Genomic DNA, 12326 nt, shown 5'->3' with positions numbered 1-12326 from the left:
CCCTTTATATGGACAGGAAACCACGCGGGGAAAAGAGTTGATTGATATTATATTGGCCAATGCGGCACAGTTTACGCGCTTTGAGGAGCTTGGCCTGTCTCCCAACGCACTCGATCTCGGCTTTTTCCAGCTCAAATGGTATTCGCTTGCCTATCTTGCCGGGATATTGATCGGTTACTGGTATCTGAGCAAATTGGTGGCCCAGCCGGGCTCGCCAATGGCCCGTCGCCATGCCGATGACCTGATCTTCTGGGCGACGCTCGGGATCATCGTCGGCGGCCGATTGGGCTATGTGTTTTTCTACGCTCCCGAAATCCTGCAAGAGCCGATCAGAATATTCGAGGTCTGGAAAGGCGGCATGTCGCTGCACGGCGGAACGATCGGCGTCGTGCTCGCCTTGTGGTGGAGCGCACGGCGCGAGAAGCTTAATTTTCTGCGGATGTGCGATTATATCGCCTGCGTCATCCCCTTCGGCCTGTTCTTCGGGCGACTCGCCAATTTCGTCAACGGCGAGCTGTGGGGACGGCAAACAGACGTATCCTGGGCGATTATCTTCCCGATGGGCGGCGAAGTCGCACGCCATCCCAGCCAACTCTACGAAGCAGGCCTCGAAGGCCTCCTTTATTTCATCATCCTCTCGCTGCTGTTCTGGAAGACAGATGCCCGCTATCAGCCGGGCAAGCTGCTTGGTACCGGACTGCTGGTCTACGGCTTCAGCCGGTTCACCGTCGAATTCTTCCGTCAACCCGATGCCCAGCTTACCTGGCTGGTCGAGCAATCGGGCTTCAGCATGGGCCAATGGCTGACGGTACCGATGATATTGCTTGGTGCCTGGCTGGTCTTTACCGCTAAGAGCAGGCGCGCTCGTATCGAAGCGGTGGCCGGAGACAAGAGCGTTGCCTGACGGCATCAAAACGGACCCTCCCAGTGCAGCGCATATAATCGCCGACCGGATCGACCGCGAAGGTCCGATCCCGCTCGGCGACTATATGGCAATTGCCAATGACTATTATTATGCCAGCAAGGACCCTTTGGGCGAAGGGGGTGACTTTGTTACCGCACCGGAAATCAGCCAGATGTTCGGCGAAATCGTCGGTATCTGGCTGGCCGATCTATGGCTGCGCAAAGGGTCGCCCGATCATTGCCATTATGTCGAACTCGGCCCCGGCCGCGGCACATTGGCCAGTGACGCGCTACGCTCCCTCGCCAAATTCGGCTGCTCGCCAACCGTCCATTTCGTCGAGACCAGTCCGGTCCTTAAAGCCAAACAGGCGCAGCTGCATCCCGAAGCAATATGGCATGACGACATAGCAAGCCTGCCGGACGAAGGGCCGTTGCTAGTTGTCGCCAATGAATTTTTCGACGCTCTGCCAATCGAGCAATTTGTCGCGACCACCGGAGGCTGGCGGCGGCAGATGGTCGCGCGCGACCGCAGCAAATTTGTCGCTATTCCGAGTGACGAAGTGGCGGAGGACCGGATCGGCGGCAGCATGAGCGGCTTTCCGGATGGCACGATATTGGAACGCTCTCCGGTCAGCGTCGAACTGGCCGGCCATCTTGCCAGTCGTCTCGCCAAACAGGGCGGCACGCTGCTGATCATCGACTATGGCTATACGCGGCCCGGAACCGGTAGCACGTTACAGGCGGTGAAGGATCATATGCCGATCAGCCCGTTTGACAGTCCGGGAACATCCGATCTCACCGCCCATGTCGATTTTCACACTTTGGCGAATATCGCGCGGACGCGGCTGTTGGCGGTGCATGGCCCCGCCGAACAGGGCCAGTGGCTGAAGTCGCTCGGGATCGATCAGCGCGCAAAGGCCTTGATCAACGCGACGCCGAAACAGGCAGATAATATCCGCGCGGCGCATCAGCGGCTCACCCATGCAGACGAGATGGGCTGCCTCTTCCGGGTGATGGCGGCAACCCCGATCGACTGGCCGGAACCCGAAGGTTTCAGCTACGGCGAGGAATAGCGGACTTTGCTAGACTGTTAGCCAACCCATGCGGCGACTTCGGCAGCCACTGTATTGGCCGCCTTGTTCAGGCCTTCTCCCACGGGAAGTGGTTCGGCCGCAAAGACCTTTTCACTGGCCTGGAAACGCTTTTTCTCGACCGGCTTGTCCGTGACCATTTTCACCGCATCATAGGTGACGGTGACCGTCAGACTGGGGCCGTGAAGTCCGAAATCGACCAGTTCGCCAGTGATATAGGTTTGCGCGTTACCGCCCGCTTCCGTTGCTGTCAGCACCAGCCGGTTGTTTTTTGCCGCAATAGTCTCGCTGAGCAGATCCTGAAACAGGCGCGCCGGCTTGTCGACCCAGACGGCATCTTTCAAATAGGCAATGCCCGTGCCAGTGGTCTGAACCGGAACCCGGATAGTATTCAGCTTTTGCGGAGCAGCGGGCAACGCGACAACCAACGAACCTGTCTGCGGTCCACTCCGCATAGCTCCGGCCGCCAATTTCTGGTCGGGAGACAACGACAACAGCGACGGTGGTGGTTCAGCGCCACCGAAGCTGACGCAGGCGCTCAGCGCGGCAGTGGCGGCCAGCAGACCGACGGCTTTCAAAAATCGAAACTTGCTCATCATATCGGCCCCTTCATTGTCCAGGCTCATAGTCAGGCAGCGCTGGCGCTGACAATAATGACCCGGCCCCGCCCTGATCCAGCCGCTCGGTCACCTTGGTCATGGATTTGGTCAGTGCCTGCATATCCTCGACCAACTGGTCGATTTCCGGCAATGTCTTTTTCGAGAAACGCTCCGCACCGGGCTGTGCATTTTTCAATACACCTTCCAGAGCAAGGAGGCTCTTGGAGGCGGAATCCAATGTCGTAGCGAGGTTTTTTGCTACCGGCTCGCCGTTATTGGTCAGGAAAGCATTGGTATTGTCTGCCACCAGGCCCAGCTTCTCGACGGTCTGACCGGCATTGCGAATGGCAATCCGTGATTCCTCCATCAGCGCTTCCAGACCCGGTGCCTGTTTCGCCAGACTGCCGGTCAGCTTGTCGGTATTGGCCAATATGCCGCTGATCGATTTCTGATTGTCATCCGACAATAGCAAGGTCAGCCGGTCGGTCAGCGTTGCCAGACGCTCCACCACCAGCGGAGCGCTGTTCAGCAATTCGCCGAGCGCACCCGGCTTGGTCGGAATCACCGGCACCCCTTCGGGTCCCTTTTCGGTAATCGGTGGCGCGCCCTTTTTTGCCCCGTCGAGTTGAATATTGGGAGGCGCGGTGAAGCTCACGCTCTGGATGGTGGCGGTGGTGCCTTCGAGGATTGGCGTATCCTCACTGACGGCAATGCGGACACGGACGAAGTTCGGGTCCTTCTTCCACAATTCGACCTTGATCACCTGCCCCGATGGCACACCGGCAAAAGTAACACCGGTTCCCGATGCCAGTCCACCGACCGACTGGGCGAAGAAAATATCATATTGCTTGGTCGCACCGTCGCCAAAGCGGACGATCCACACCAGAAAGGCGGCCACAAGAGCCAGCATCACCAAAGTGACGACACCGACAAGGATATGATTGGAGCGCGTTTCCATCTATTTCACCTCTATGACAAGCGGTCTCGCCAGCTGCAAGAATTCTCTGAACCGGTTGATCATTCTCATCCTAACATCTTTTTTCCGGCAGATGCCATCCGACCCCGCGGGCCATTGAAATATTCCTGTATCCAGGGATGGTCGAGCGCCAGCAGTTCATCGATTGTACCGACGGCGATAACCTGCTGGTCGGCGAGCACCGCGACCCGGTCACAAATGGCGTGCAGCGTATCGAGATCATGGGTGATCAGGAACACCGTCAGCCCCAGAGTCTGTTGCAATTCCTTGGTCAGGCTATCGAACGCGGCCGCGCCAATCGGATCCAGCCCTGCGGTCGGTTCATCGAGAAACAATAGTTCGGGATCGAGCGCGAGCGCCCGTGCGATGCCGGCCCGTTTCCGCATTCCACCCGATAATTGGGAAGGATATTTCGGCGCCGCATCGGGCGGCAGTCCGGAAAGGCAGACCTTATATTTAGCGACTTCCCGCCGGAAGTCCCGATCCATATCCGGATAGAATTCGCGGATCGGCACCATCACATTTTCCGCCACGGTCAGCGTCGAAAATAGTGCGCCGCCCTGAAACAACACGCCCCAGCGCTTGCGAATTTCGATCGTCTCGGCATCCGACTTGCCCAATATATGCTGGCCAAAAACCTCGACCTCGCCCTCATTCGGGGTCTGCAGCCCGATGATCGAGCGCATCAATACCGATTTTCCGGTACCGGACCCACCCACCACGCCGATAATTTCCCCGCGACGCACATCCAGATCGAGATTGTCGTGAACCACCTGCTCGCCAAAGCTGTTGCGAAGACCGCGAACGCTGATGATCGGACCGTCATAATCGGGATTATAAGCGATAGTCTCTGACTTGCGCATCAGTTCCACCCGATCCAGCTGAAGAAGACCGCGAAAAAGGCGTCGAGCACGATGACGAGGAAGATCGCCTGAACGACTGCAGCAGTCGTTCGTTTGCCAACATCCTCGGCATTGCCCTTGACCTGCATACCCTGATAACAGCCGGTCACCGCAATAACCGCTCCGAAAACCGGGGCTTTCACCAGCCCGACATAGACGTCGGTCAAAGGAACCACCTCGCGGATGCGGGCGAAAAAAGTGGCGGGCGGGATGTCGAGTTCGACCCAGCTGAGCAGACCGCCGCCGATTATCGCGACGATCGAGGCGTAGAACCCGAGCAAAGGCAGCATGAAGACGGCGGCGAGGAATCGCGGCAGCACCAGCGCCTCGATCGGCGACACGCCAATCGTCCGCATCGCGTCAATTTCTTCGGTCAGCTTCATCGTACCGATCTGCGCGGCAAAAGCCGAGCCGGACCGCCCCGCCACCATGATGGCGGTCATCAGCACGCCCAGTTCGCGCAGCGTCAGACGCCCGACCAGATTGACGGTGAACACCTCCGCGCCGAACTGCCGCAGCTGGACCGCCCCTTGCTGGGCGATCACCAGCCCGATCAGAAAACTCATCAGGCCGACAATGCCGAGCGCGCGAACGCCGACAACATCGAACCGCTGGATTACCGCATTCCATCTTATCCTGCCGGGATGCCGCACCAATCGGATAAAACCGATGATGATCGCACCGAAAAAACCGACCAATCCGCTTAATGTCGTAAAGGCAACGGTTGTTGCCTCACCGACTTCGCTGATCACGCGGATGACCGGGTTGAGCGGCTCTGGCCGAATATCGGTTGGTTGATCGGCACCGGCGACCGCCGCTATCAGCCGCTGCGCATCATCGCTCGCGCCGACAATCTCGGCTCCGCTATCCCGCGCTGTCCTGTGAACCAGCCAGGCACCCACCGTATCAACATAGCCTGTACCGGAAATATCCAGCCGCGTCGCTTCGCCCGCATAGGCGCGCAAACGTTCCGGCAAGTCGCCCACGCTGGCTATCGAAAGGTCGCCCGAAAAATGCAGCGTAACCGCACCATCTTCGGCTGTCTCTTCGACAAAATCGCTGGGTATCGACATCGCGTCTATAGGTGACCGAAATTGCGACAAAGCTCAAGAGATTAAACTGCTCAAATATTTGGTGCTTTCACAGCCTGACTGCTAAGGACGGCGCGAACAGGAATTTCCGGACGGCATGCAGAAAATATCACTTTACGACATGGACCGCACAATCACCGTGCGCGGAACCTATACGCCGTTCCTGTTCCATATGGTCTTTGCCAGAGCGCCGTGGCGTCTGATATTCCTGCCGCTCCTGCCCTTTGCCTTCGCCGCTTACGGGCTCAAGCTGATCAGCCGCGGGCAATTGAAAACCTTTAACCAGCGGATGTTGCTCGGCAGCGGCCCCAAGCTTTCGGCCCTGCAACCGCATATCGAGAGGTTCGCGGACAAGGTCCTGCAATCCAATCGCCACCGGAAAGCGATTGATCAGGTCGAAGTAGATCGTGCTGACGGGCGGATATTGGTGCTGGTGACGGCATCTTATGAACTTTATGCCAAAGCCATCGCCCGCCGCCTTGGCTTTGATCATCTGATCGGTACGCAACTGACGGTCGACGGCGAAGGCCGCGTACTGCCGCAGATCATCGGCGAGAATTGCTATGATGATGCCAAGATAGTTCGGATCGAAGCGCTGTTTGCCAAGCAGGGCTGGCAGCGTCCTGAAATCCATGTTCGCGCCTATTCCGACCATGTCAGCGATCAGGCGATGCTGGAATTTGCCGACGAGGCAATCGCGACAACGCCGACCCTCAAATTGCGCCGTCTGGCGGAGACGCGCGGCTGGAAAATTGTCGACTGGCGCTGACCCGAAAGCGACAGGGTGCCTTGAACCAAGGGCCTGCGACTTGTTGAGCAATGTCCGCCAATCTGATTTTTGTGGACAGCCGAACGGCGATGAATCAAATGGACCGGATTGCCAGCCACCAATTCCACGCCGGAGATAAAAAGACATGTCATTCACGAAGCTGCTTGTACCGACTTATACACAAATGCTCAAAGCGCTCGCCGGGTGGCTCGACAAGGCTCAGCCCCAGTTTCCCGATACTGATTCGGAAGCGTTGCTATCTGCGCGCCTCGCGCCCGACATGTTCCCCCTGTCCACCCAGATTCGCTTTGCCTGTGTACAAGCGCAGGAAGCGGTGTTCCGGCTGCAAGGAAAATCCTTCCCCGCGTCGCTCGGCGAACTTGTCGATGAAGGGCGCAATGCGGGAGAGCAGCCCGGTTCGTTCGCGGAAGCAAAGGCGCGGATCGAGGAGACCATCGCACTGCTGGAGGCCCTGAACCCGGACGCTCTCGATAAGGACCCGGGCGACCCTATTGCGCACGAACTTCCCAATGGCATGGTGTTTGATCTCACCGCGGAGCAATATGCTCGCGACTGGACGCTCGGCCAGTTCTATTTCCACATCATGACCGCCTATGCGATATTGCGGAGCGAGAGGGTCGAACTGGGCAAAGCCGATTATATTCCGCACATGTTTCCCTATATTCGGGCTGATACGATACCAAAGGGCTGATGATTGGGCTGCACGGCGTCACCATATAGTTGACAGTCCGGCGCATCCATCGCAAGCGGCGCGGCATGGCTATTATCGCAACCATCATGAACAGCACCACCGGTCAGCCGATCCAGAAAATGACCTTTGGCCGCATGCCCAAACCCTGGGCCTCTTTCAGCCTCGAGAGCGGTGAACTGGTCACCGCCGAGCGGATCGATGTCGGCACGCCCGCGCACGGCAAGTTCATCGCGCCGGTTTCGATCTGGGTTACGCCCAAGACACCCAAGACCTGATCGATGAGCGTTGCTTTCCGCAGAGAAGGTGATGACGAGCATCTCGAACCCAAGTTCGAGCATCCAATCCCTGTCGGCCCCAATCTGGTCACCGCCCGCGGCCTGCAGCTGATCAAGGACCGTGTAGCCGAATTGCAGGCAAAGGTCGCTGCGCTGACCGACGAGGTCGCGCTCAAGATCGCCCAGCGTGACCTTCGCTACTGGAACACCCGACAATCGACCGCGGAGCAACCGCCGGTACCGAGCGGCGCAAAGGTCGAATTCGGCACCACGGTTACTTTTCTGCTCAACGGCAATGAAAAAACGCTCTCGCTTGTCGGCGATGATGAAGCCGATCCGGCGAGCGCGCTGGTTTCATTCTCCGCTCCGATCAGCCGGGCGCTGATGGGACTGGAGCTCGGAGACCTCGGCGACTTTGCCGGACGCGAAGATGCGATTGAAATCCTGTCGATCGAGGTAATGCAGTAGCAATAAGCTATATATTTTGGTCAGAGCCATCCAAACTGGCACGGCGGCTCATCTAATTAAACTTTACACATAGACCTGCTTTTATTTTCTGTAACCTTAGCCCCAGAGCACTGAATTCTCAGGCCTTTTCTCCCGACAGCATAGCGCCGAGTGTGACCTTTCAAACGGGCGCCAGACAAGGTGCTGTTGCCTGATGCCGGCGAGCCTTGCCCTGTCGCCAACGAATTATCCATATTGTCAAAGAGCCTGTCCCGAACTGCTCGGCAGGATATGCGACCAGCCTGGATGTAGGAAAGGCCAAACTCTTCCCAGGACAACGGCACAGGACGAGAAACTTCGCGCAATCGGGAACCGCAGTTCGATAAATCAGGCCATCAGCGGCCGTCGGCTGACGTCACCCTTATTAACCCTGGCCTGTGACACCGGAATCCCAGACCGGCAATATCAGTGCATCCGGGTCTTCGACGCCGTTAGACATGCCCGCCGAATTGTCGGTGATGCCTAGCGCGGCACTGCGATGGCTGTGGCAATATCTTTCCTGCTTTCCCGCGCAATCCTGCTCAATCGCAGCCGGCGTAATCACTTTCCGAACAACGCACGGCCATGGCCTGAGCTTCTGCTATTTGCTCGCTGGTCATTTGCTTCGCAATATCCTTCCTGCTCGCGCCACTGTCTTGCTGCCCGAGAAGTTCCGCCATGGCAAACCAGGCATAGGCTTTGATCGAATTTGCTGTCACGCCTTTGCCTTCAGTATACATAATGGCCAGATTATTCTGGGCATCAGCATTGCCCTGACTAGACGCGAGCCGGTACCATTTGACCGCCTCTGCGGCATCTTTTTCAACCCCGGTTCCCGTGTCATACATGGTCCCAAGATTGAATTGGCCAACGGGATGGCCTTCCTCGGCAGCTAAGCGATACCATTTCACCGCCTCGCTGGCGTCGATTGTCACGCCCGTGCCATTGGAATATTTGCTGCCGAGATTCACTTGCGCCTTGGTATATCCGGCTTCGGCCGCGAGCCGATACCATTTTACAGCCTCGGTGTCGCTTTGCGCCATCCCCTCACCTTTTGCCGCCATCAGCCCGAGATTGAATTGCGCTCTGACATCGCCCTGTTCGGCAGCGAGCCCATACCATTTTACAGCCTCTTGGGCGTCTTTCGCCAGTCCTTTGCCCGTGGCATAGATAAAGCCGAGATTGAATTGCGCTTCGCTATTTCCCTGGGCTCCGGCCAGCAGATACCATTTCGCGGCTTCTGCATCGTTTTTCGGTATGCGGCGGCCCTTTTGGTACAGTTCGGCCAACCTCAACTGGGCGTCGATAAATCCTTGCTCCGCCGAAAGCCGGTACCATTTCACCGCTTCTGCCATATCGCGCGGCACCCCGTCACCGGCATCATAGGAATAGCCTACATAAAATTGGCTGGAAGCATTCCCCTGGTCCGCTTCCGTCTGCCACGTCGGATTGACCTGCGCGGGTGCCGCCGATGCCATGCCGAAGCCAACAATGGCCGCAACAAAAGACCGATAATGCATATTTTCCTCCTCGACCGCCCGTCACAGCTTTTGCTGGACCAGACGGAATCCTGCAACCGTCATATTATTTGCAGCGCAAAACCCTTGGTCACGGAGCAAACATTGCAGCTTATCGCTCGTTTTTTCCCGCAATGCAAAACCCTCAAACCGCAGCCAGCGCCTGATCGAAATCGGCGATCAGATCATCCGGGTCTTCGACACCGATTGAAATGCGCACCAGATTATCGGTGATACCAAGCGCGGCGCGGCGTTCGTCAGGGACCGAGATATGGGTCATCGCGGCGGGCAGACTAGCCAGCGTTTCGGTGCCGCCGAGGCTCACCGCCAGCTTGGCGATTTTCATTGCGTCGAGAAAGCGGAAGGCCTCCGCCTCGCCGCCCTTGATGAAGACCGAGAAGGTGGAACCGGCGCCGCTGCAATGGCGGGCGTAGATATCCTTCTGGCGCGCGTCCTCGATGAAGCCGAGATAACCGAGGCCGTCGACCTTGGGGTGGCCTCGCAGGAAAGCGCACACCTTCTCGGCATTTTCACCGGCACGGGTCATGCGGAGTTCCAGCGTCTCGAGGCTGCGCATCAGCATCCATGCCGTATTGGGATCGCAGATCGTGCCGATCGTGTTCCGGATCGCGCGGATCGGATCCATATGAGCCTTGCTGCCGAGCACGCCGCCGGCGACCAGATCGCTGTGTCCGCCGACATATTTTGTCAGACTGTAGATGACGATATCAGCGCCATGTTTCAGCGGTTGCTGCCAGAGCGGGCCGAGGAATGTATTGTCGATGGCGATAGGCGGCGCGCCATCTTTGCCAAACACCTGCTCGCGGGCATTGGCGACGCCTTCGATATCGACCAGAGCGTTGGTCGGGTTGGCCGGGCTTTCAAGATAGATGATCGCCACCTTGCCGCCGTTGGTAGCCGCCTGCGCCTTGGCCTGTTCAAGCATCACGGCTACTTCTGAGGGGGTGGCACCGGCCGGGAAGTCGAGGAAAGTGACCCCGAAACGTCCGAGGATCTTGTTGATCAGCGTTTCGGTCGCTGCATAGAGCGGGCCGCTGTGGACCACGACATCGCCCTGATTGACGTTGGCCAGCAGCACCGTGGTGATAGCGGACATGCCGCTGGAAAATACCAGCGCGTCCTCGGCTTCGTCCCAGATACTCAGCCGGTCTTCCAATATTTCCTGATTGGGGCCGTTGAAGCGCGAATAGACCAGACCGTCCGAACCGCCGGGACGTTTGCCGGTGATCCCTTCAAAAAAACGTTTGCCGGCAGCGGCATTTTCAAAAGCAAAGGTCGAGGTCAGGAAAATCGGCGGCTTGAGTGCGCCTTCGGAAAGCTCCGGATCATAGCCGTGGCCCATCATCAGGGTCGCCGGCTTCAGCTTGCGGCCGCCAATTCTTTCGATCGGGGCCTTGGGCATCCGGCGTGTAACCGGTACTGCCGCCGTCGGATCATTTTGCTTTGCCATATTCTACCTCTCCACAGCGATGAATTTGGATGAAGTCATGCCTCAAAAATTAACTGGTTACAATGGAAACCACCCACACGCAGCCGATTATGATCGGGACTCCGGCGAGATCGAGCAACAGTCCGGATTTCAGCATTTTCGGCAATTCGACATGGCCGGTCGACCAGGCAATTGCATTGGGTCCGGTGCCGGACGGCAACATGAAACCCCAGCTCGCCGCCATTGCCGCTGGCACCGCCAGCAGCACAGGATCGACACCGGTCGCGAGTATCAGGCTGGCGACCACCGGCATGATGCCGCTGGCGGTCGCAACGTTCGACGCGAATTCGGTGACCAATATTACCAACGCGACCAGCGCCACGGCAATGACCAGCACCGGAACCGATTTCAGCGGCTCGAGCGCGCCGCCCAACCACTCTGCCAGACCGGATTCAATAATACCGGCCGCTAGCGCCAGCCCGCCGCCGAACATCATGATCACACCCCACGGCGCGTGATTGGCTTCATCCCAGTTGAGCAGACGCCTGCCCGTACCATCGGGCAGAATGAACAATAGAAGCCCGCCGACAACCGCGATACTGCCATCGTGCAAGGCGTCTTCGGGGAATAATGTCTTGATCTGGGGAAGGAACAGCCAGCCCAGCACGACGAGCGCGACCACGGGAACGACGCGCTTTTCCGGTATGCTCCACGGCCCCGGCGAACCGATCGCCAGCTTGGCCTTGACCCCGTCGAAACTGCGACGACCGACCTTTTGCACGGCAATGAGGATGACCGCGAGAACGGGGATGCCGATGATCACAATCGGGATGCCGAACTTCAGCCAGCTGAGAAAATTGAGGTTCATGCCCAATGTCTTGTTGATCAGACCGGCGGCAATCGCATTGGTCGGGCTGCCGACCAGGGTGCCCAGCCCGCCGATTGATGCGGCAAAGGCGACACCCATGATCAGCGCCCCGGAAAAGCCGTCGGTTTCGCCGTCCTTGACGCCGCCGGCAACCAATACCGCCACCGCTATCGGGATCATGATCAGGGTCGAGGAGGTGTTGGAGATCAGCATGCTAAGCAGGGCCGTCGCGATCATGAAAGCGAATAATATGCCCCAGGCGCTTTTACCGGACAGGCCGATGATCGCCAGCGCCAGACGCTTGTGCAGGCCGACCCTTTCGATTGCCAGCGCCAGAAAGGCCCCGCCGAGGATGAGAAACAGAATCGGCGAATAATATTGGTTCGCGGTTTCATTGACGGACATCACGTCCATCGTCGGCAGCGCGAGAAACGGCAGCAACGCGGTCGCCGTCAACGGCACTGCCTGGGTCATCCACCATGTCGCCATCAACAGGGTCAGCGCGGCGACATGCCAGGCTTCGGGCACCATCGATTTCGGGGTCGGCGCGAGCAACATGGCGACAAACACGGCGAGCCCCGCCCATAGACCGATGCGTTGTGCGTTCATGCCCTCTCCCCGTTTTCTCGTCTGGCCAGCATGGACTGGCGCGAAAACCGATCGGCCGTTTTTAGCGGCCTGTTCGGT

General features: G+C 58.2%; 13 protein-coding genes. 6 read left to right on the top strand and 7 right to left on the bottom strand.

Annotated elements, in window-relative coordinates; all coding sequences use genetic code 11:
• Positions 1-37 precede the first annotated feature (37 nt).
• The gene (gene lgt / locus AAC060_RS04970; RefSeq protein WP_339823533.1) at positions 38-904 is read left to right on the top strand and encodes a prolipoprotein diacylglyceryl transferase; all 867 of its coding nucleotides are present in this window, start codon (positions 38-40) and stop codon (positions 902-904) included.
• On the top strand, positions 897-1976 hold the full coding sequence (locus AAC060_RS04965) for an SAM-dependent methyltransferase (protein ID WP_339823532.1): 1080 nt from the start codon (positions 897-899) through the stop codon (positions 1974-1976). The genes lgt and AAC060_RS04965 overlap by 8 nt, the downstream gene beginning before the upstream one ends.
• A gap of 17 nt (positions 1977-1993) precedes the next feature.
• On the opposite strand, the gene AAC060_RS04960 is transcribed toward AAC060_RS04965, so the two are convergent.
• The 4 genes from AAC060_RS04960 to AAC060_RS04945 form a co-directional block, all read right to left on the bottom strand.
• Entirely contained in the window at positions 1994-2593 is a 600-nt protein-coding gene (locus AAC060_RS04960; RefSeq protein WP_339823530.1) for an ABC-type transport auxiliary lipoprotein family protein, read from the bottom strand.
• 10 nt (positions 2594-2603) lie between these two features.
• Positions 2604-3551 (bottom strand): MlaD family protein, encoded by a 948-nt coding sequence (locus AAC060_RS04955; protein ID WP_339823528.1) that lies wholly within the window; start codon positions 3549-3551, stop codon positions 2604-2606.
• Between the two features lie 65 nt (positions 3552-3616).
• On the bottom strand, positions 3617-4432 hold the full coding sequence (locus tag AAC060_RS04950) for an ABC transporter ATP-binding protein (RefSeq protein WP_339823526.1): 816 nt from the start codon (positions 4430-4432) through the stop codon (positions 3617-3619).
• Positions 4432-5544 (bottom strand): ABC transporter permease, encoded by a 1113-nt coding sequence (locus tag AAC060_RS04945; protein WP_339823523.1) that lies wholly within the window; start codon positions 5542-5544, stop codon positions 4432-4434. The genes AAC060_RS04950 and AAC060_RS04945 overlap by 1 nt, the downstream gene beginning before the upstream one ends.
• Before the next feature lie 115 nt (positions 5545-5659).
• Between AAC060_RS04945 and AAC060_RS04940 the strand changes: the two genes are divergently transcribed.
• The 4 genes from AAC060_RS04940 (at position 5660) to AAC060_RS04925 (ending at position 7786) form a co-directional block, all read left to right on the top strand.
• Positions 5660-6331, top strand: a complete 672-nt coding sequence (locus AAC060_RS04940; RefSeq protein WP_339823520.1) for an HAD-IB family phosphatase — start codon at positions 5660-5662, stop codon at positions 6329-6331.
• A 145-nt stretch (positions 6332-6476) separates the two neighbouring features.
• Positions 6477-7043 (top strand): DUF1993 domain-containing protein, encoded by a 567-nt coding sequence (locus AAC060_RS04935; protein WP_339823517.1) that lies wholly within the window; start codon positions 6477-6479, stop codon positions 7041-7043.
• A 65-nt stretch (positions 7044-7108) separates the two neighbouring features.
• Positions 7109-7318 carry a hypothetical protein gene (locus tag AAC060_RS04930; protein ID WP_339823514.1) on the top strand — a complete coding sequence of 70 codons (210 nt, stop codon included), beginning with the start codon at positions 7109-7111 and terminating at the stop codon, positions 7316-7318.
• Positions 7319-7321: 3 nt separating this feature from the next.
• Positions 7322-7786: a GreA/GreB family elongation factor gene (locus AAC060_RS04925; protein ID WP_339823512.1), complete on the top strand. Its 465-nt coding sequence runs from the start codon at positions 7322-7324 to the stop codon at positions 7784-7786.
• A 560-nt stretch (positions 7787-8346) separates the two neighbouring features.
• Here the strand turns inward: AAC060_RS04925 and AAC060_RS04920 are convergent.
• The 3 genes from AAC060_RS04920 to AAC060_RS04910 all read right to left on the bottom strand — a co-directional run bounded on the left by AAC060_RS04920 (position 8347) and on the right by AAC060_RS04910 (position 12248).
• Complete coding sequence (locus AAC060_RS04920; RefSeq protein ID WP_339823510.1) at positions 8347-9324, bottom strand: SEL1-like repeat protein; 978 nt, start codon at positions 9322-9324, stop codon at positions 8347-8349.
• 142 nt (positions 9325-9466) lie between these two features.
• Positions 9467-10744 carry a cystathionine gamma-synthase family protein gene (locus tag AAC060_RS04915; RefSeq protein ID WP_339823806.1) on the bottom strand — a complete coding sequence of 426 codons (1278 nt, stop codon included), beginning with the start codon at positions 10742-10744 and terminating at the stop codon, positions 9467-9469.
• Between the two features lie 97 nt (positions 10745-10841).
• Positions 10842-12248, bottom strand: a complete 1407-nt coding sequence (locus AAC060_RS04910) for a DASS family sodium-coupled anion symporter (protein WP_339823508.1) — start codon at positions 12246-12248, stop codon at positions 10842-10844.
• Positions 12249-12326 lie beyond the last annotated feature (78 nt).

The organism is uncultured Parasphingorhabdus sp., from assembly GCF_963975555.1.
Lineage (GTDB): Bacteria > Pseudomonadota > Alphaproteobacteria > Sphingomonadales > Sphingomonadaceae > Parasphingorhabdus.
The sequence above is the reverse complement of the archived record's forward strand: the minus strand, read 5'-3'. Positions and strand labels throughout refer to the sequence as shown.